Origin of the sequence: Pseudomonas petrae (assembly GCF_021728295.1) — a bacterium.
Taxonomy (GTDB): Bacteria; Pseudomonadota; Gammaproteobacteria; order Pseudomonadales; family Pseudomonadaceae; genus Aquipseudomonas; species Aquipseudomonas petrae.
Genome location: NZ_JAKJXE010000008.1, coordinates 27,122 through 45,923, shown reverse-complemented (window position 1 = coordinate 45,923; position 18,802 = coordinate 27,122). Strand labels below are relative to the sequence as shown.

Genomic DNA, 18,802 nt, shown 5'->3' with positions numbered 1-18,802 from the left:
AGCAAATTAATGAATGGGTGCTGCCTCGCCCTGCTGATATTCGCGAGGGGTGCAGCCGAACTCCCGGCGGAACACCGTGTGCAGGTATTGCGCGGACTTGAAGCCGCAGTTTTGCGCGATGTCGGCGATCGCCGCGTCACCGTGTTTCAGCCCTGAAGCGGCGGCGGTCAGTTTGAAGTTCAGAATTTCATCATGCACGCTGCAGCCGCGCGCCTTGCGAAAGTGTGATTCCAGCGAAGAACGGGAAATGCCGACGTAGCCCGCGACCTGGGCGGTTTTGATGCCCTGGCACGCGTACTGGCGAATGAAGTGCAGCGCCTGCATGACATAAGGGTTGCCAAGAGGCTGATGCAGGCTGGAGGCCTGAACGTTGATGGCCTCGGGCGGCACGAGAATCTGGCGAGTGGTCGAGGGCATGCCGTGCAGCATCTGGTGCAGCAACTGCGCCGCCGTGCGCCCCATCAGTTGAGTACCCTGAGTCACCGAACTGAGCGGCACCCGCGTCAGGGTGCGGGTCAGCGGGTCGTTGTCGATGCCGATCAGCGCCACCTGCTCAGGCACTGCAATGCCCGCCGTCAGGCACGCCTGCAGCAACTGCCGCGCACGGGCGTCGCTGACGGCGATGATGCCGATGGGTTTGGGCAGGCTTTGCAGCCAGGTGATCTGTTGTTCGACGGCGCTGTCCCACAACGGCGCGCTGGTGCTCAGGCCGCGATAGACCTCTCCGTGCAAACCGTCGCGCTGCAACAGCCGGCGGAAGGCTTTCTCACGCTCCTGGGCCCAGCGATTGCTTTGCGCTTCCGGCAGGCTGAAACAGGCGAAACGCGTCAGACCGGCCTCGATCAGGTGATCGTACGCCAGCTTGATCAGCGCGAAATTGTCGGTCGCAACGTAGGGAATGTGCTTCGGATAGGCCCGCTCGTCCTCGTAGGACCCGCCCACGGCCACCACCGGCAAGGTGCTTCCGGCCAGCGCCTCGCCGATCAGCGGATCGTCGAAGTCGGCAATGATGCCGTCGCCCTGCCAGCGCTCGATGCCTTTCAGGCGGCAGAGAAAGTCTTCTTCCAGAAACAGGTCCCAGGAGGCACGGGTGCTGCTCAGGTAATTGCCGATGCCGGTGATGATGCCGCGGTCATAGATCTTGCCGCCGTTGAACAGCAGCGCGATGCGGTGAGCGGGCGGGACGGTTTTCATTATTGTTCCCCGGGCCTGTGAAGCGAGTCGGCACAGACTAGGCCTGCGCCGGGGGAATCTCAATACTCAAAATCGAACACCGAGTTGGTGATTTTCGCAATCGGCGCGGACGGGGCCGTTGCTAGTATCGGGAACAGCCAAGAACAAAAAACGTGAAGAACAAGAAGGAAACCCCGATGCCCTGCTTCCCCGATGTCGACACCATTCGCTACGAAGGCCCCGGCAGCGAGTCGCCCCTCGCCTTCCGCCATTACGACGCCAACAAGATCATCCTCGGCAAGCCCATGCGCGAACACCTGCGGATGGCCGCGTGCTACTGGCACACCTTCGTCTGGCCGGGCGCCGACATGTTCGGCGTCGGCACCTTCAAGCGGCCATGGGTCAAACCGGGAGACGCCATGGAACTGGCGCGGTTGAAGGCCGATGCGGCGTTCGAATTCTTCTCCAAGCTGGGCATCGACTACTACAGCTTCCACGACACCGATGTCGCCCCCGAAGGCGCGAGCCTCAAGGAGTACAGCCATAACTTCGCGCAGATGGTCGACGAACTGGAGCGCCATCAGGAACAGAGCGGCATTCAGCTGCTGTGGGGCACCGCCAACTGCTTCAGCAACCCGCGCTTCGCTGCCGGCGCGGCGAGTAATCCGGACCCGGAAGTGTTCGCCTTCGCCGCCGCCCAAGTGTGCAGCGCGATGAACGCGACCCAACGGCTCAGGGGCTCGAACTACGTGCTGTGGGGTGGCCGCGAGGGGTACGAAACGCTGCTCAACACCGACCTTGCGCGCGAACGCGAGCAACTGGGCCGCTTCATGCGCATGGTGGTCGAGCACAAACACAAGATCGGTTTTACCGGCGACCTGCTGATCGAGCCCAAGCCCCAGGAGCCAACCAAGCACCAATACGATTACGACACGGCCACGGTGTTCGGCTTTCTGCATCAGTTCGGTCTGGAGAAGGAGATCAAGGTCAATATCGAGGCCAACCACGCCACCCTCGCCGGCCACAGTTTTCACCATGAAATTGCCACGGCAGCGTCCCTCGGCATCTTCGGCAGCATCGACGCCAACCGTGGCGATCCGCAGAACGGCTGGGACACCGACCAGTTTCCCAACAGCGTCGAAGAGCTGACCCTGGCCACCTACGAGATCCTCAAGGCGGGCGGTTTCAAGAACGGCGGCTACAACTTCGATTCCAAAGTGCGCCGGCAGAGCCTGGACGAAATCGACCTGTTCTACGGCCACGTCGCGGCCATGGACGTGCTCGCGCTGTAGCTGGAACGGGCTGCTGCGATGATTCAGGACGATAAGCTGCAAGCGTTCAAGGACCAGCGCTACGCCGGCTGGGACCAACCGTTCGGGCGCGCCGTATTGCCGGGGGATTTCAGCCTGGATTCCCTGGCGCAGCACGCGCTGGACAACGAACTCAACCCGCAAGCCGTGAGTGGTCGGCAAGAAATGCTCGAGGGCGTGGTGAACCGGTTTATTTATCCGTGACAGGTGATGATCGCAAAGCTTCCCGGCTAAAGCCGGTCCTACTAACGTCCGCCGGTCCTACTGCACATTGAGGCCGGTTACATTCTCACGACAATTCCCCGCTCGCGGCGCGCGGCCAGTCTCGACAGTTCCACCGGTACACGCTCGGACAGTGTCTCTAAACAAAAATAACAGGACGCAACCCCATGAAGAGTTTCAAGACCACCCTGCTCGCCAGTGCCCTGGCCCTGCTCAGCCTGCCTGTCATGGCCGATTCTGCCCATCCGAAAATCGGCTTTTCCATCGACGACCTGCGCCTGGAACGCTGGTCCCGAGACCGCGACTACTTCGTCGCGGCGGCAGAAAAAATGGACGCCAAGGTGTACGTGCAGTCCGCTGACGCCAACGAGCAGAAGCAGATCTCCCAGATCGAAAACCTGATCTCCCGTGGCGTCGATGTCATCGTCATCGTGCCGTTCAACGCCACCGTGCTGACCAACGCCGTCGCCGAAGCCAAGAAGGCCGGCATCAAAGTGGTGTCCTACGACCGGCTGATCCTCAACGCCGACATCGACGCCTACATCTCCTTCGATAACGAAAAAGTCGGCGAAATGCAGGCGGCCGGCGTGCTCAAGGCGGCCCCGAAAGGCAATTACTTCCTGCTCGGCGGCGCCCCCACCGACAACAACGCCAAGGTCCTGCGCGAAGGCCAGATGAAAGTGCTGCAGCCGGCCATCGACAAGGGCGACATCAAGATTGTCGGCCAGCAATGGGTCAAGGAGTGGAACCCGACCGAAGCCCTGAGCATCGTCGAAAACGCCCTGACCAAGAACAGCAACAAGATCGACGGCATCGTCGCTTCCAACGACGCCACCGCCGGCGGCGCGATTCAGGCCCTCGCCGCGCAGAAGCTGGCCGGCAAGGTACCGATCTCCGGGCAAGACGCCGACCTGGCTGCGGTCAAGCGCGTGATCGACGGCACGCAAACCATGACCGTCTACAAACCGCTGAAACTGATCGCCTCGGAAGCCGCGAAACTGTCAGTGCAACTGGCGCGCAACGAAAAGCCACAGTTCAGCTCGCAGTACGACAACGGCGCGAAGAAGGTCGACACCATCCTCCTGACCCCGACGCCGCTGACCAAAGACAACATCGATCTGCTGGAGAAGGACGGGTTCTACACCAAGGATCAGATCGCGGGTAAGTAAGGCATCAAGCTGAACAGGCCTGATTCGCCGCATTAATGCCAAACCCTGTGGGACCGACGTGATTCGGTGCCGCAGGGTTTTGCGCAAACGGCACTGCCGCACCCGTCTTCTGCTTCTGCGTGAGATCCTGAAATGTCCGATTACCTGCTGCAAATGAACGGCATCGTCAAATCCTTCGGCGGCGTCAAGGCACTCAACGGCATCGACATCAAGGTGCGGGCCGGCGAATGCGTGGGCCTGTGCGGTGAGAACGGCGCCGGCAAATCGACGCTGATGAAAGTCCTCTCGGCGGTCTACCCCCACGGCACCTGGGAGGGTGAAATCCTCTGGGACGGCCAGCCGTTGAAGGCGCAATCCATCAGCGAAACCGAGGCCGCCGGGATCGTCATCATTCACCAGGAACTCACCCTCGTCCCCGACCTGTCGGTGGCGGAAAACATCTTCATGGGCCACGAACTGACCCTGCCGGGCGGGCGCATGAATTACCCGGCGATGATCTACCGCGCCGAAGCCTTGATGCGCGAACTGAAAGTGCCGGACATGAACGTTGCGCTGCCGGTCTCGCAATACGGCGGCGGCTATCAGCAACTGGTTGAGATCGCCAAGGCGTTGAACAAACAGGCGCGCCTGCTGATCCTCGACGAACCCTCTTCTGCCCTGACCCGCTCGGAAATCGAGGTCCTGCTCGACATCATCCGCGAGCTCAAAGCCAAGGGGGTCGCCTGCGTCTACATCTCCCACAAGCTCGATGAAGTCGCCGCCGTCTGCGACACCATCTCAGTAATCCGCGACGGCAAGCACATCGCGACCACGGCCATGGCTGACATGGACATCCCGAAGATCATCACGCAGATGGTCGGCCGCGAGATGAGCAACCTCTACCCCACCGAACCCCACACCGTCGGCGACGTGATTTTCGAGGCGCGCCACGTCACCTGCTACGACGTCGACAACCCGAAGCGCAAGCGCGTGGACGACATTTCGTTCGTGCTCAGGCGCGGGGAAATCCTTGGCATCGCCGGGCTGGTCGGGGCCGGCCGCACCGAACTGGTCTCGGCGCTGTTCGGCGCCTATCCAGGCCGGTACACCGGCGAAGTGTGGCTGGACGGCAAGCTCATCGACACGCGCACGCCGCTCAAATCAATCCGCGCGGGCCTGTGCATGGTTCCCGAGGACCGCAAGCGTCAGGGCATCATTCCGGACCTGGGCGTGGGCCAGAACATCACCCTCGCCGTGCTCGACAGCTTCGCCCACCTGACGCGCATCGACGCCGAAGCCGAGCTGGGCAGCATCGACAAAGAAATCGCGCGCATGCACCTGAAGACCGCGAGCCCGTTCCTGCCGATCACCAGCCTGTCCGGCGGCAATCAGCAAAAAGCCGTGCTGGCGAAGATGCTGCTGACTCAGCCGCGAGTTTTGATTCTCGACGAGCCCACCCGCGGCGTGGACGTTGGCGCCAAATACGAGATCTACAAACTGATGGGCGCGCTGGCGGCCAGCGGCGTGTCGATCATCATGGTGTCGTCGGAACTGGCCGAAGTGCTCGGCGTCTCCGACCGAGTGCTGGTGATCGGCGATGGCCAGTTGCGCGGGGACTTCGTCAATCAGGGCCTGACCCAGGAACAGGTGCTCGCGGCGGCACTCAGCGAGTCCGGCGACACTGCGCACAACAAAAACAATAACGACCGGCCAGGTGCTGTGGGAGACGCGCGTCAATGAATCAGCTCAAGCAACTGTTCACCCGCTACAAAATGCTCGCACTGGTGATCGCCATCGCGGTCATCTGGCTGTTCTTCAGCTGGGAAACCGATGGGGGCTTTCTGACGCCGCGTAACCTGTCCAACCTGCTGCGGCAGATGTCGATCACCGGGATTCTGGCCTGCGGCATGGTGCTGGTGATCATCAGCGGCGAGATCGATCTGTCGGTGGGTTCGCTGCTCGGCTTGCTCGGCGGCGTGGCGGCGATTCTCGACGTGGTCTACCACGTGCCGCTGCCGCTGAATCTGTGCATCGTCGCCGGCTGCGGGCTGTTGATCGGTCTCGCCAACGGCTGCATGACTGCGTACCTGCGCATCCCGTCGTTCATCGTCGGCCTGGGCGGCATGCTGGCGTTTCGCGGCATTCTGCTGGGGATCACCGGCGGCACCACCATCGCCCCGGTGTCGCCGGAGCTGGTTTACATCGGTCAGGGTTACCTGCCGCCGCTGGTGGGGATCGTGCTCGGCGTGCTGCTCTTCGCGCTGACACTGTTCCTGACCTGGCGTCAGCGCAGCAACCGCGCGCTGCATGGGCTGGCCGCGCATTCGCTGGCCCGGGATGGGGTGCGCGTGGCGGCGATTGGCGCTGTCCTTGCCGGCTTCGTCTACACGCTGAACAGCTATGACGGGATTCCGGTGCCGGTCCTGCTGCTGTTGGTCCTGCTCGGGGTGTTCAGCTACATCACCACCCAGACCGTTTTCGGCCGACGCATTTATTCGGTAGGCAGCAACATGGAGGCCACGCGCCTGTCCGGCATCAACGTGCAGGCGGTGAAGTTGTGGATCTTCGGCATCATGGGCGTCATGTGCGCGCTCGCCGGCCTGGTCAACACCGCCCGCCTGGCCGCCGGTTCGCCGTCCGCGGGCAACATGGGCGAACTCGACGCCATCGCCGCCTGCTTCATCGGCGGCACCTCCATGCGCGGCGGTTCGGGCACCGTCTACGGCGCACTGCTGGGCGCCCTCGTCATCACCAGCCTCGACAACGGCATGTCCATGCTTGATGTCGACAGCTACTGGCAGATGATCGTCAAGGGCAGCATTCTGGTGCTGGCGGTGTGGGTGGATGTGAGTACACGGGCTGGACGGCGGTGAGTGCTTAACCACACTGACTTTCATCACACTCGAGTCAGTAGGAGCCGGCTTGCTGGCGAAGGCGGTGGGTCAGAGATGAATATGTGAGTTTACAAAACGGGTTCGCCAGCAAGCCGGCTCCTACGGAGTCCGTGGTGTGTCAATCAACCGGGCAGTGAGCGATCGGACGCCATCGGGGATCCGTAATCCGCTCACCGCCCCTCCAGCAACTCCCCCGCCCGATCCAGCAACCCCAGCGGATCGTCCGTCTTGTGAATGTCTACCGAGAGCATCTGCCTGAACTTGCGCGCGCCGGGGAAGCCGGTGCCCAGGCCCAGCACGTGGCGGGTGATGTGGTGCATCGAGCCACCGTCGCGAAGGTGCGCTTCGACATAAGGGCGCATCAGCGTCAGGGCTTCAGCGCGAGTGATCTGCGGGGCGTCGCTCCCGAACAGTTCGCGGTCCACGCCTGCCAGCAGGTACGGGTTGTGATACGCCTCACGACCGAGCATCACGCCGTCAAAGGTGTTCAGGTGCTCCTGGCACTGCTCCAGGGTCTTGATGCCGCCGTTGAGGATGATTTCCAGCTCGGGAAAATCCTGCTTCAACTGCGCGGCGATGTCATAGCGCAGCGGCGGGATGTCACGGTTTTCCTTAGGCGACAGGCCTTCAAGAATGGCGATACGTGCATGCACAGTGAAACTGCTGCAGCCGGCGTCGCGCACGGTGCCGACAAACTCACACAGTTGCTCGTAGCTGTCGCGGCCGTTGATGCCGATGCGGTGCTTGACCGTCACCGGAATCGTCACGGCGTCGCGCATGGCTTTGACGCAATCGGCCACCAGCTGCGGATGCCCCATCAACACCGCGCCGATCATGTTGTTCTGCACGCGATCGCTCGGGCAACCAACGTTGAGGTTGACCTCGTCAAAGCCCGCCGCCTGCGCCAGACGCGCACTGGCCGCGAGATCGGCCGGGTTGCTGCCGCCAAGCTGCAACGCGAGCGGATGCTCCGTTTCGTCGTGGCGTAAAAAGCGCTCGGTGTCGCCGTGGAGCAACGCGCCGGTGGTGACCATCTCGGTGTAAAGCAGCGCATTTTTCGACAGCAGACGCAGGAAGAAACGGCAGTGACGATCCGTCCAGTCCATCATTGGCGCCACGGAGAAGCGGCGAGAAAGCACAGACCATTCAGGACGGGCAGTTTGCGCAATACGAGGTTGCATTTTTTGAAGGCCTATCATTAGCAAATCTTGAAGTTTCAGCGATTTTCAGCGCACATGAACGACGTGTCAGGCTTAGGAAAAGCTGCCAAAAGCGAAATTGATGACTATCACATCACATAAAGGCAGGAGTGACTCAGTCAGCGACACGGTTCGGACATCAATCGACCAGCATGGTCGAACAGTTTAACTGACCCAAGCGCGTCGTAGAGCTCCGTCTTAGCCATTCATGGCCAAAGCCCGCTAGAAATTCGCCGGAGCTTTACAGGTCTGGGCTGGAATCTGCCCGAAGATTCGGTACGGGCCAGCGCTGATCGCTTCAATATAAGACTGCGAGCCTATCATCTTGACCTCTGTGAACTGGCTTAGATCACGGCGTACAGCCGCGGCACATTTGCTTTATGTATTTATGCCGCGACTAGACACCATACTCACCACCTCGATCTCAGCAATCGTATTAAATCGAAGTCGTTGGTGACTGCAGCACCACATTCAATCAGGGAAAAGATTGTGACAAAATTATTAAATAGCCGTGGAAATTCGTCCGAAAAGTGCAGTTGGAATCTGGTGAGACCGCGGGAGTTAGGCATGTCGCCAGATATTCACTCGCTTGAACGGCTAGCGCAGAAAAACAATGGATAGCTTTGCTGTAGACGGGCAACGCACAAAAGTGATATGAATCTACGAAAAATCCATCTGCAAATAAGGATATTGTCAAAAATGCATAAAACCAGTGATGTATTCGGCGTCAGAAGCTTACTCATCGAGTCGTACATTGAACGACCAACAGTTGACGAACTATTTAGCGCAGCGCTAAAAGACAAAAACCAAGTTATCGTCTATGGTTCCTCCAAGCAAGGTAAAACCTCACTAACTCTTAAGCATCTAGATCCATCACAGTACGTTAAAGTTGAGTGCTCGCCGCAAACTCGAACAATTGATATCTACCGATCAATACTCAGACAATCAAATATCACCTATTTTGAGAGCAACACATAGGGTATAAGCTTCGAAATTTCTTCAAATCTCAACGCCGGTGTTAAAGTTAAGGTTCCATTTGTAGGCGAGGCTTCATTAGGCGCTTCGGACGCAGATAAAAAAACTCAGAGCGACACATCCAAAGAGCTCTATATTGAATACAACCTTGAGCTAGCACAGGATGTTTCAGAATTACTAAAAAAGAAGGAAATCAACAAATTTATCGTCCTTGAAAATTTTCATTACTTATCCCTAGAGGTTCAAGAAAGCTTGGCTTACGACCTCAGAGTTTTTCAGGATCTCGGAGTGATATTTATTGTTCTAGGCATATGGCGAGAAGCTAACAGACTGGTCCAGTTTAATGGGGATCTGCTTGACCGCGTTACCGAGGTGCCAGTTGAGCCTTGGACAGACGGGGACTTTATCAAAGTTATTGAAAAAGGCTCGGCACTTTTAAAGGTAAATTTTTCAAACGTGATGAAAGATTTGATCAATTCTACTTTTGACAGCGTAGGGGTACTCCAAGAGCTTTGCAAGCAATGCTGTATCGCGGCGGGAGTTAACGAAACTGCAACGAAAGAGGTTTTCATCACACAAGACCATCTTTCCACCGCACTTGAAATAAAATCAGGTGAATATGGAGGTCGGCATATCAGAAACTTTGAATCATTTGTAGATATCACTAGAAAAACAAGCAATCAAAGTGGAAAGCCCTCTCTTGCTTTTCCTTACTATTTCATTAACTTATTGCTGACGACTGATCTTACCAACATCGAAAATGGATTATCTCGGTCATCCCTATTAATAGGAATTAGGAAGATCCATCACAGACCCGATGATGTAAGATCTGGGGATCTAGGGGCATTTCTCCATAACATTACGCAGCATCAAATAAATAAACGCATCCAACCCCCGTTTGTTGATTACGACCGAGGTAGCAAACTCCTAAAAATAATTGACTCTTCACTGTATTTCTTTTTGAGACATTGCGATAGAGAGGGGATTTTGGCAGACATTCCACACCCGGTGACGGATAATTCTGACGACCTCCTTAGCGACCTTGACGATGATGAAGCTGAGCAGTCGCCTTCAGGTAAGTGATCGCACGATAAAACTGGTGGTGACGGTTGACGCCCAGCGCAGCGGCTCGACGGCGGTGATCCGCCCGCACCTGGAAAACCCTGCGCCTCTGACGCTGCAATACCGAATGACCGTCAGGCAGATCAGCGCCCAAGGCACCTCGACCATCAACCAGCAGGGCGACCTGCAGAACGGCGTACCGGCTAACAGCGTGAGCCTTAACCTGCGGGCCGAGGCGACGTGTCAGGTTCATCTGGACGTCTTCGACCAGAGCACACTGATCAAAGCGCTGGACAGCGACTGCGGCGAGACGACGGCTCGCTGATTCAGACGGCGGCGGGTTTAGAAGGATTAGCCGCTCAGCCCCCTCCCTGCCCGGACCAGCCCCTGACCGTCATCGGATAAGATGCCAGCCCGCGGGAACATCCCGGGCAGTCCGGGCTCCAACCAATCTGGATCGAGTATCCGCCCTCCTCGGGAACCGACAGACCATGACCCCGCGCCGCCCTTTGAAAAAACTTGCATCGCCCGGATCATGGCTGAAGCGCAGGCACGCCGTTTGCGCAAATGCAGGCGTCTAAACCCGCCTGTCTGTCGCGGTTTACGCCCTTGAGTGACCGGCGGTGCTCGGGTAATGTCAGTACACCCACAGGACAGAGCACGCTCATGACTTCCAAGCTGGAACAACTCAAGCAATTCACCACCGTCGTGGCCGACACCGGCGATTTCGCTGCCATCGAAAAACTGAAACCCGTCGACGCCACCACCAACCCTTCCCTCTTGCTCAAGGCCGCTTCCAGCGACAGCAACGCTGACCGCCTGAAAGAAGCGTTCACCGGCAGCAAGGGCGACATCAACGTCGCCAGCGACCGTTTCGCCGTCGCCATCGGCCGTGAGATTCTGAAAGTCGTCCCGGGCCGCGTCTCCACCGAAGTGGACGCGCGCCTGTCGTTCGACACCCAGGCCTGCATCGAGCGCGCCGACCGCATCGTCGGTCTGTACGAAGATTTCGGCATTGGCCGCGACCGCATCCTGATCAAACTGGCGTCGACCTGGGAAGGCATCAAGGCCGCTGAAGTGCTGGAAAAGAAAGGCATCCAGTGCAACCTGACCCTGCTGTTCTCCTTCGCTCAGGCCCAGGCCTGTGCCGATGCCGGTGTGTTCCTGATTTCGCCATTCGTGGGCCGCATCTACGACTGGTACAAGAAAGCCGAAGGCAAAGACTACGTCGGTGCAGAAGATCCGGGCGTGCAGTCGGTGACCCGCATCTACAACTACTACAAGGCCAACGACTACAAGACCGTGGTCATGGGCGCCAGCTTCCGTAACCTCAGCCAGATCGAAGAACTGGCCGGCTGCGACCGTCTGACCATCAGCCCTGACCTGCTGCAGAAGCTGGCGGAAGACAACGGCACGCTGGAGCAGAAACTCAAGCCGGGCAATGGTGGCGAGCCGCGCGTGACCCTCAACGAAAGCCAGTTCCGCTGGGCTTCCAACGAAGACGCCATGGCCACCGAGAAGCTGGCCGAAGGAATTCGTCAGTTCGCCCGTGACCAGGTGGCACTGGAAAAGATGCTGTCGGCCAAAGCCTAAAGCGTCAGGCATGTAAAAAGGGCGGCACCCTCACAGGTGCCGCCCTTTTTTATTGCCTCGGTTCAGCACCGAAACGCGTTACTGGCATTGCTATTGGTGTTCAAGTGCGTTGACCAGATCACGGAAGGCCTCGCGGTTCGAATCGTTCAAGCCCATCAGAATCTTGTGGGCCTCAAGCACCTTGGCCTTGACCACGTCTTCGCACTGATCCTGGGTCGGCAGATCGCTCAGGGCCTCAAGACGTGGAATCGGCCGACCAACGATGTTGAACACCTGATCGAAGCCCATGGACTGCAACAGGCGCGTGATGTCTTCGTGGGTGGTGACGACCGTCGGCAACAACCCGGCCTTCTGGCGCGAGAGGATCGACAGCTTGGCCAGCAGACCCAGGGTCGTGCTGTCGATGCTGCGGGTTTCGGTCAGATCGATGACCACCGTCGAGAAGTTCATCGAGGTGAAGATCCGTTCAATTGTCGCATCCAACGCCGAGCACAGTGTCAGACGCACTTCACCCACAAACTTGAGGACGAATGTGCCGTCTTGCTCGGCGAACTGGATTCTACCGGTACTCATTAAAGGTTCCTGCTCAACACTAACAAGGCGATATCATCCGGCATCTCCCCTAGCGTGGCCAATCCAAACGTCTGGCGCAGACCATCCAGGCTGCCCCCCGCCGCCTTGACCAGTTCGGGCAAGTTGGCTTCTTTCTCTTTGAGTGTATCACCTGGCAGAAGGTCCAGAATGCCGTCGGACAGCAGCGTCAGACTAAAGGACTCAGGCAGATCGATGACGTGGTCCGTGTAAGTCGCTTCGTTGAACAGCCCGACGGGCAGACCACGACCTTCAAGGTAATGCGTGTCACCGGGTGTGTAGAACACCGGAAGCGGCAAATGGCCGCCGACGCTGTAGGTCAACTGCCCGGTGTCCTCGTCGATCACGCCGCCCACCATCGTCACGTGCTTGCCCAGCTTGCAGCTGATCAGCCCGCGGTTGATGTGGCCCAGCACGTCGGACGGCTTGAACTCCGGCAGACTGCCGCCGCGCTTTGATTCGAACAGCAGGCGCGTGGTCATGAACTTCAATAGCACGGTGATGAACGCAGACGACGCACCATGGCCGGACACGTCCGCCAGGTAGAACGCAACACGGCGCTCATCGACCCGGAAATAATCAACGAAATCGCCCGACAGGTACAGCGACGGAATGATCTCATGTTCGAATTCGAACGCGTCGATGGCCCAGGGGCTGGTAGGCAGCATGTTCATCTGCACCTGACGGCCCGCGTCCTGGTCTTCCTGCAGCAAGTGCAGGCTGGCCTCAAGCTCGCGGTTGGCGGTCTCCAGCTTCTGTCGGTATTCCTGGTTCTCGTGGAGCAGGCGCGCTCGATCCAGCGCACGTCGAACCGAGTGCTCCAGCACGGCGAGGTCTTCGAGGGGTTTGATCAGGTAATCGGCGGCGCCAAGGCGCAACGCTTCGACGGCATCGCTCATGACGCCTGCGCCAGACACCACGATGACCGGCGTTTCCGGCGCAAGGCTGGTGACCTGACGAATCAGCTCGAGACCGCCCACCTGCGGCATGCGCAGATCGCAGATCAGCAGATCGGGCTTTTCCTGCTCGAAAGTCTGTAGACCCTGCAGGCCATTACCGGCTTGCAGAACGCTGAACCCACTGTCTTCCAAATAGGCCGCGAGACTCGCGCGCACTACTTCGTCGTCATCGATGATCAGCAGCGTGGCACTGGTTTTTTGCATGTGGGCAAACGGCGCCAGATTAGGTTGGCGTAGGCGGCTGGTTGCAGTCAGCCCGCGTACTGGATTCGCTTCTAGCCTCTCTGGCTCAGGTAGCGGACTTTTGGTCAAACGCTTCACATGACAGAGCTGCCCTTCAAGGCGCAGACGGTACTCCCATCCGCCTGGCGTTTCAAGCGGGCCCCGCTGCCGAGCGGTGTCTTTACATCGCAAATCGCCCGGAGTTATAAGAACCGTTAAATCAGCAATCAAAACAAAGGATGTGCCATGGGCCAGCTCGATCGCGATTACGAAGAAAAACGGGATTACATTCGCATGCGGGTCGATGCGGACATCAGCCTGATCTACGCCGGCCAGATTATCCCGGCGGTCTGCGTGGATTTATCCAGCTCAGGCATGCAGATACAGGCGCCCCGCTCGTTCCAGGTGGGCGACAAGATCAGCGTGAGCATCGATTCCGAGCACGCCGCGCTCAAGGGCCTGGAGGCCGATACCGAGGTGGTCTGGATTGCCGACATCGACGGCGGTGAGCAGAAACTGGGCCTGACCATCCTGGCGATGAAGTGACGGCAGCCCGGAACTCCGTCACATTTTCGAAAACTGGCGAAAATAAAAAGGCGACCCTCGGGTCGCCTTTTTAGCATCGTGTTCCAGACCGGCTGGATCAGAAGTCGTCGACGACCTTGCCGTCTTTGACTTTGAACTCGCGGTTTTGCAGGTAAGCGTTGCGGATGAAGATGTACTTGTCGCCGTTGATCAGCTTTTCAGCCGACAGCAGGCTGGCGCGAGTATCGACAACGCTCACGCCCAGCGCAGTGTTGCGCGTCGGCACGTGATCGATGTAGCGCCAAGGCTGGGTGTAGGTGTCCGGGTATTTGGCGAACGCGTCACGCACGGTGCTTGGACCGAGAAGTGGCACCATTACGAACGGACCGCTGGCCACGCCCCAGTGGCCGAGGGTCTGGCCGAAGTCTTCGTCGTTGCGCTGCAGGCCCATCTTGGTGCCGACGTCGAAGAAGCCGAGAAGGCCGAAAGTGGTGTTGAAGATCAGGCGAGCGGTGTCGACGCCGGCTGCCTCAGGCTTGGCCTGGAGCACGTCGTTGGCAAAGTTGGTCACTTCGCCGACGTTCTTGAACATGTTGTGGATACCGTCTTCGAGGAACTGCGGCGTGATGAACTCATAGCCCTGGGCGATGGGTTTCAGCGCGTAGGTGTCGACGGTGTCGTTGAAACGGAAAATCGCACGGTTGACGCCTTCCCACGGATCTTCGTCCGCCGCGTTTGCAGCCATCGGCGCCACGGCCAGACTGGCCCACACGCACGTTCGAACCAGACGATTGATAAAGCCAGCACCGTTCTCGGGCATAGCTGAGACTCCCAGTCAAAGTAATGAAGCGGGCGCTACGCCCCAAACCAAAGGCAGGAGTATAAAGCCTTCTGTGACTATTTACGTCGCTGAAATGGTCGGTGTTTTGTAGGGCAATAAACATCTGGAGCCGCTGTCATCGTTCAGTCATCGATTTGTCATGGCAATCCCTTAGCGTCAACGGCTTTGAGAGGGAATGCCATGCTCGCCCCGGTTGCCGTCGCTGCTCCGTCGTTCACCGCTGTATTGTTCGGATTGAGCGGATGCCTCGTCGACTTCGGCGCCCAGACGCGCACGCTTCTTGCCAGCGATGGCAAGTCCCTCGTCTCCCAGGACGCCCAACCCTTTTCAGCACTGGCTCCCGGTGCGATCAATGCGCTGAAGCATCTCAAGCAGCACGGCATTCCCTGCGCCTGGATCGATGAATACCCCTCCTCGATCACCGATCAGCTGGCTGCGCCCCTCAGCTCGTTGATTCTTCCCACTCCCGCGCCGACCAACCGCTGGCCAGCGCCTGATGCGTGCTGGCAGGCGCTGATGACCCTCGGCGTCAAGCAACTGGACGGCTGCGTGCTGGTCAGCGGCGATCCGCGCCTGCTCATGGCCGGGATAAACGCAGGGCTATGGACGGTCGGGCTGGCGTCATGCGGGCCGCTGTGCGGTTTGTCGCCTGAGCAATGGGAGGCGTTGAGCGACCTGGACCGCGAACGCCGTCGCGGCCGCGCCACCCTTGAGCTGTATGCCGCCGGCGCGCATTCGGTCATCGATCACTTGGGCGAATTGGAGTCGTGTCTGGCGGATATCACGCTACGCCGGCAGAAGTCGGAAAAGCCTTGATCTGACTGGCGTCATGCACAGCGGGCTGGAGTGGATTAGTCTAAGGCAGTAAAGGACCTTTGCCTGCGCATTGCGGTCCATCGTGAGACTAATCAGATTAAGGAACACCTCATGTCCGTCAGCGACTTGCAACTACAACTCAACACTTTGCGCGAGCAGCTTGAGCAAAATCCGCAGCTGACTTTGGAAGAGCGCGGGAATCTGACCGAGGTTATGGAGCAGATCCAGGCGCAGATCGAACTCGAGACAGTGTCCCAGGACCCGAGCATTGCCGATGGCGTCAACCTCGCGGTCGAGCGGTTTGAAGTCGATCACCCCACCATCGCCACCACATTGCGCAATGTTTTGGTGTCGCTGGGCAGCATGGGGATCTGATTCAGGCACCCGCGGGCTCACCTCGTTGAAACAGACCGGCTCCATTCTGTAGGAGCCGGCTTGCTGGCGAATGCGGTGGGGCAGTCACCCTCGCATCGGCTGAGCATTCGGGACGCCAGCAAGCCGGCTCCTACGAATGGGGGCAGCAATGCCTCACTGCCGCGCGAGACGCCCGTTCTCCAGCGTCAGTGTTTCCGTGCTGCGGTACGGATTGATGTCCAGCCCGCCGCGGCGCACGTAACGCGCATACACCGTCAGTTTCTCCGGCTTCAGCAAGCGCTGCAGGTCCATGAAGATGCGCTCCACGCACTGTTCGTGGAAATCCGAATGCTGGCGGAAGCTGACGATGTACGCCAGAAAACTTGCGTGATCGAGCGCCGCGCCACGGTACTCGACCGCGACGCTGCCCCAGTCCGGCTGGCTCGTCACCGGGCAGTTGGATTTGAGCAGATGGCTGTGCAGCTGATCATCCACCACCCGCGACTCATCGCAGCGCAGCAGTTCGGGTTGAGGGCGGTCGTAGCTTGAAATGCTGACGTCGAGGTCATCGACACACACACCCGGCACCGCGACGATACCCTCAGCCTCGATGTCCTTCAAACTGCGAACGCGGACCCCCACCGGCTTGCCTGCGGCGGCCGACAGGTCTTTCTCCAGCGTGGCGATCAGCTCGGCTTCGGACGCAAACGCGGTCTGATTGAGCGAGTTCAGGTAGAGCTTGAACGACTTGGATTCGATGATATTGGCCGAGTCCGCCGCAATGCTGAACTCACCGATGGCTACCACCGGTTTGCCCGACGGCAGCAGCCAGGACAACTCGTAGCAATTCCAGAAATCCACACCCTGATAAGGCAGGGTCTCGGCGGTCAGTCCCAGTTCCGCCCACTTGGCAGCGCGCGGAATCGGGAACAGCAGAGACGGGGTGTACGTAGCGATGTATTCGCTGGACTTGCCCAGCGGCGAGTGTTCGGCTGCGGGATGCATGGCGGGACCTGAACCTGAGAAAAGCGGCTGTTAAAAACCAAGGCCGCGCAGTTTATCGGGTTCGGGCCGGGTTTTCAGCGTTTACTGAATGATCGCAACCTTGCCGACCATACCCGCCTGATAATGCCCGGGAATATTGCACGCGAACTCCAGGCCTGTGGCGTCGGTGAAGGTCCAGGTCAGTTCGGCGGTCTTGCCCGGCTCCACCAGCACGCTGTTGGGATCGTCATGTTTCATGCCCGCGGCGCCCTGCTCCGGGCCTTGCTCCCCGCCGTGGGCCATCCCGTGATCCATGCCGGCCATGTCGTGCTTCATGCCGGTCGGGGTGAGCATGCCGCTGGCCGTCATTTTCAGCATTTCCTGCTGGTGCGCCGCATGCATCGCCGCATCCCCGAGGTTGAACTCATGCAGCAGCCGGCCCTTGTTGACCAGCATGAACCGCACGGTCTCGCCCTTTTTCAAGTCCAGCGATTTTGGCTCGAAGTAGATATCGCCCAGCGTCACTTCAACCGTGCGCGTTGCCTGGGCGGCATCGGCCGGGTGACCGAACGCGAAATGCTCGCCGGGTGACGCCTGCGCCGAGAGGCTTGCACCCAGCAGCAGGGCGATAGCGAAATGACGGGGCAACATCGGCATCTCCTACTCGTAGCGCAAGGCGTGGGCCGGCTGGATCTGCGCGGCGCGGTAGGCCGGATAGATCGTCGCCAGAAAGCTGAGGATAAACCCGGCACTGCAGATGAGCGCCACATCGCTGCCTTCGAGCTTCGACGGAAGATTGCTGATGAAGTACACGTCCGACGTGAAGATGTGCTGACCTGTCACGCGCTCGACCCAGCCGACGATCTGACTGACGTTGATCGCCGCGATCACGCCCAGCACGCCGCCGACCACGGTGCCGACGATGCCGATGACGGTGCCCTGCACCATGAAGATGGCCATGATCTGGCCAGGAGTAGCGCCGATGGTGCGCAGGATCGCGATGTCGGCGCCCTTGTCGTTCACCACCATGATCAGCGTGGCGATGATGTTGAACGCCGCCACAGCGACGATCATCAGCAGCAACAGGCCGATCATGGTCTTTTCCATTTTCATGGCACTGAACAGGCTGCCCTGGGTGTGGGTCCAGTCATCCGCCTTGTAGTCCGCACCGAGGCCGGCGGCAATGGCCGTCGAGACCTGCGGCGCAGCGTACAGATCCGTCAACGCCAGGCGCACGCCCTGCACCTGATTGGGCTGCCAGCGCTGAATCACGGCGGCATCGGCAACGTTCACCAACGCCATCGAACCGTCCAGCTCTGCGCCCACCTTGAACACGCCCACCACCGTCAAGCGCTGCAGGCGCGGGGTAATGCCGCCCGGGGCGCTGCTGATCTCCGGAACGATCAGCGTCAGTTTGTCGCCGACGTTCAGACGAAAGCGCCGGGCCGTGATTTCGCCGATCACCACACCAAACTCGCCCGCTTTCAAGTCCTGCAGCCGGCCCTGCACGATGTGCTGGGTGACGATGGAGACTTTGGATTCCAGTGCCGGGTCGACGCCGTTGATCTGAATCGGCTGCATCGAGCCCTTGTAGGACAGCATGCCGTCCATTTCAGTGAACGGCACGGCGGCCGTCACCTGCGGATCCTTGAGCGACGCTTTGGCAGCCGGCTGCCAGTCGTCCAGCGGCTTCACGCCGGAGATGACTGCATGGGGGACCATGCCGAGGATCCGCGAACTCATTTCCTGCTGGAAACCGTTCATCACGGAAAGCACCACGATCATCGCCAGCACGCCCAGCGCCAGCCCGATCATCGAGGTCATGGAAATGAACGAGATGAAGTGGTTGCGACGCTTGGCCCGCGTGTAGCGCGTACCGATAAAGATGGATAACGGTCTGAACATTCGTGGAGCACCGTAACTAAGCAGCTAAA

General features: G+C 59.3%; 17 protein-coding genes and 1 pseudogene. 10 read left to right on the top strand and 8 right to left on the bottom strand.

Translation table 11 applies throughout. The annotated features are described in order from the left end of the window. Positions 1-6: 6 nt before the first annotated feature. A complete protein-coding gene (locus L4G42_RS15320; RefSeq protein ID WP_237259985.1) occupies positions 7-1,194 on the bottom strand; it encodes a XylR family transcriptional regulator in 1,188 nt (395 codons plus the stop codon). A gap of 176 nt (positions 1,195-1,370) precedes the next feature. Here L4G42_RS15320 and xylA point away from each other — a divergent pair. From xylA to L4G42_RS15300, 4 genes and pseudogenes are all read left to right on the top strand, one after another. Beyond that, positions 1,371-2,687 (top strand): annotated as a pseudogene (gene xylA, locus L4G42_RS15315) (xylose isomerase). 185 nt (positions 2,688-2,872) lie between these two features. Beyond that, a complete protein-coding gene (gene xylF / locus L4G42_RS15310; protein WP_237253995.1) occupies positions 2,873-3,874 on the top strand; it encodes a D-xylose ABC transporter substrate-binding protein in 1,002 nt (333 codons plus the stop codon). A gap of 132 nt (positions 3,875-4,006) precedes the next feature. Next, positions 4,007-5,593: a D-xylose ABC transporter ATP-binding protein gene (gene xylG / locus L4G42_RS15305; protein WP_237253994.1), complete on the top strand. Its 1,587-nt coding sequence runs from the start codon at positions 4,007-4,009 to the stop codon at positions 5,591-5,593. After that, a complete protein-coding gene (locus L4G42_RS15300; RefSeq protein WP_237253993.1) occupies positions 5,590-6,726 on the top strand; it encodes a sugar ABC transporter permease in 1,137 nt (378 codons plus the stop codon). Before xylG ends, L4G42_RS15300 begins: the two co-directional genes overlap by 4 nt. Positions 6,727-6,917: 191 nt before the next feature. Here the strand turns inward: L4G42_RS15300 and dusA are convergent, their stop codons facing one another. Then, the gene (gene dusA / locus L4G42_RS15295) at positions 6,918-7,928 is read right to left on the bottom strand and encodes a tRNA dihydrouridine(20/20a) synthase DusA (protein WP_237253992.1); all 1,011 of its coding nucleotides are present in this window, start codon (positions 7,926-7,928) and stop codon (positions 6,918-6,920) included. 1,245 nt (positions 7,929-9,173) lie between these two features. Here dusA and L4G42_RS15290 point away from each other — a divergent pair. From L4G42_RS15290 to tal, 3 genes are all read left to right on the top strand, one after another. After that, positions 9,174-10,004 carry a hypothetical protein gene (locus tag L4G42_RS15290; RefSeq protein ID WP_237260918.1) on the top strand — a complete coding sequence of 277 codons (831 nt, stop codon included), beginning with the start codon at positions 9,174-9,176 and terminating at the stop codon, positions 10,002-10,004. Further along, a complete protein-coding gene (gene csgH, locus L4G42_RS15285) occupies positions 9,970-10,308 on the top strand; it encodes a curli-like amyloid fiber formation chaperone CsgH (protein ID WP_237253990.1) in 339 nt (112 codons plus the stop codon). Before L4G42_RS15290 ends, csgH begins: the two co-directional genes overlap by 35 nt. A 341-nt stretch (positions 10,309-10,649) precedes the next feature. Further along, a complete protein-coding gene (gene tal / locus L4G42_RS15280; protein ID WP_237259984.1) occupies positions 10,650-11,576 on the top strand; it encodes a transaldolase in 927 nt (308 codons plus the stop codon). Positions 11,577-11,666: 90 nt separating this feature from the next. Here the strand turns inward: tal and rssC are convergent, their stop codons facing one another. Both rssC and rssB read right to left on the bottom strand, forming a co-directional pair. After that, positions 11,667-12,149, bottom strand: coding sequence for an anti-sigma factor antagonist RssC (rssC, locus tag L4G42_RS15275; protein ID WP_237253988.1), 483 nt, complete (start codon positions 12,147-12,149; stop codon positions 11,667-11,669). Continuing rightward, positions 12,149-13,330: a two-component system response regulator RssB gene (rssB, locus tag L4G42_RS15270; RefSeq protein ID WP_065989620.1), complete on the bottom strand. Its 1,182-nt coding sequence runs from the start codon at positions 13,328-13,330 to the stop codon at positions 12,149-12,151. Before rssB ends, rssC begins: the two co-directional genes overlap by 1 nt. 264 nt (positions 13,331-13,594) lie before the next feature. Between rssB and L4G42_RS15265 the strand changes: the two genes are divergently transcribed. Further along, entirely contained in the window at positions 13,595-13,894 is a 300-nt protein-coding gene (locus tag L4G42_RS15265; RefSeq protein WP_237253987.1) for a PilZ domain-containing protein, read from the top strand. A gap of 97 nt (positions 13,895-13,991) precedes the next feature. On the opposite strand, the gene L4G42_RS15260 is transcribed toward L4G42_RS15265, so the two are convergent. Further along, positions 13,992-14,693 (bottom strand): MlaA family lipoprotein, encoded by a 702-nt coding sequence (locus L4G42_RS15260; protein ID WP_237253986.1) that lies wholly within the window; start codon positions 14,691-14,693, stop codon positions 13,992-13,994. 201 nt (positions 14,694-14,894) lie between these two features. Here L4G42_RS15260 and L4G42_RS15255 point away from each other — a divergent pair, with 201 nt between their 5' ends. Together L4G42_RS15255 and L4G42_RS15250 are read left to right on the top strand one after the other, a co-directional pair. Then, positions 14,895-15,530: an HAD superfamily inactivated hydrolase PcrP gene (locus tag L4G42_RS15255; protein WP_237253985.1), complete on the top strand. Its 636-nt coding sequence runs from the start codon at positions 14,895-14,897 to the stop codon at positions 15,528-15,530. 111 nt (positions 15,531-15,641) lie between these two features. Then, entirely contained in the window at positions 15,642-15,905 is a 264-nt protein-coding gene (locus tag L4G42_RS15250; RefSeq protein WP_237253984.1) for a DUF4404 family protein, read from the top strand. Between the two features lie 153 nt (positions 15,906-16,058). Here L4G42_RS15250 and queF read toward each other — a convergent pair whose 3' ends face one another. The 3 genes from queF to L4G42_RS15235 all read right to left on the bottom strand — a co-directional run bounded on the left by queF (position 16,059) and on the right by L4G42_RS15235 (position 18,773). After that, positions 16,059-16,889 carry an NADPH-dependent 7-cyano-7-deazaguanine reductase QueF gene (gene queF / locus L4G42_RS15245; protein ID WP_237253983.1) on the bottom strand — a complete coding sequence of 277 codons (831 nt, stop codon included), beginning with the start codon at positions 16,887-16,889 and terminating at the stop codon, positions 16,059-16,061. An 81-nt stretch (positions 16,890-16,970) separates the two neighbouring features. Beyond that, a complete protein-coding gene (gene copI, locus L4G42_RS15240; protein WP_237253982.1) occupies positions 16,971-17,519 on the bottom strand; it encodes a copper-resistant cuproprotein CopI in 549 nt (182 codons plus the stop codon). Positions 17,520-17,528: 9 nt separating this feature from the next. Next, positions 17,529-18,773 (bottom strand): lipoprotein-releasing ABC transporter permease subunit, encoded by a 1,245-nt coding sequence (locus L4G42_RS15235; RefSeq protein WP_237253981.1) that lies wholly within the window; start codon positions 18,771-18,773, stop codon positions 17,529-17,531. Positions 18,774-18,802: the final 29 nt, after the last annotated feature.

Coding starts and splice junctions, on each gene's coding strand:
- L4G42_RS15265 (WP_237253987.1), top strand. CDS start 13,595: ATGGGCCAGCTCGATCGCGATTACGAAGAAAAACGGGATTACATTCGC.
- L4G42_RS15300 (WP_237253993.1), top strand. CDS start 5,590: ATGAATCAGCTCAAGCAACTGTTCACCCGCTACAAAATGCTCGCACTG.
- L4G42_RS15320 (WP_237259985.1), bottom strand. CDS start 1,194: ATGAAAACCGTCCCGCCCGCTCACCGCATCGCGCTGCTGTTCAACGGC.
- dusA (WP_237253992.1), bottom strand. CDS start 7,928: ATGCAACCTCGTATTGCGCAAACTGCCCGTCCTGAATGGTCTGTGCTT.
- csgH (WP_237253990.1), top strand. CDS start 9,970: ATGATGAAGCTGAGCAGTCGCCTTCAGGTAAGTGATCGCACGATAAAA.
- rssC (WP_237253988.1), bottom strand. CDS start 12,149: ATGAGTACCGGTAGAATCCAGTTCGCCGAGCAAGACGGCACATTCGTC.
- L4G42_RS15235 (WP_237253981.1), bottom strand. CDS start 18,773: ATGTTCAGACCGTTATCCATCTTTATCGGTACGCGCTACACGCGGGCC.
- L4G42_RS15260 (WP_237253986.1), bottom strand. CDS start 14,693: ATGCCCGAGAACGGTGCTGGCTTTATCAATCGTCTGGTTCGAACGTGC.
- queF (WP_237253983.1), bottom strand. CDS start 16,889: ATGCATCCCGCAGCCGAACACTCGCCGCTGGGCAAGTCCAGCGAATAC.
- L4G42_RS15250 (WP_237253984.1), top strand. CDS start 15,642: ATGTCCGTCAGCGACTTGCAACTACAACTCAACACTTTGCGCGAGCAG.
- tal (WP_237259984.1), top strand. CDS start 10,650: ATGACTTCCAAGCTGGAACAACTCAAGCAATTCACCACCGTCGTGGCC.
- rssB (WP_065989620.1), bottom strand. CDS start 13,330: ATGCAAAAAACCAGTGCCACGCTGCTGATCATCGATGACGACGAAGTA.
- copI (WP_237253982.1), bottom strand. CDS start 17,519: ATGTTGCCCCGTCATTTCGCTATCGCCCTGCTGCTGGGTGCAAGCCTC.
- xylG (WP_237253994.1), top strand. CDS start 4,007: ATGTCCGATTACCTGCTGCAAATGAACGGCATCGTCAAATCCTTCGGC.
- xylF (WP_237253995.1), top strand. CDS start 2,873: ATGAAGAGTTTCAAGACCACCCTGCTCGCCAGTGCCCTGGCCCTGCTC.
- L4G42_RS15255 (WP_237253985.1), top strand. CDS start 14,895: ATGCTCGCCCCGGTTGCCGTCGCTGCTCCGTCGTTCACCGCTGTATTG.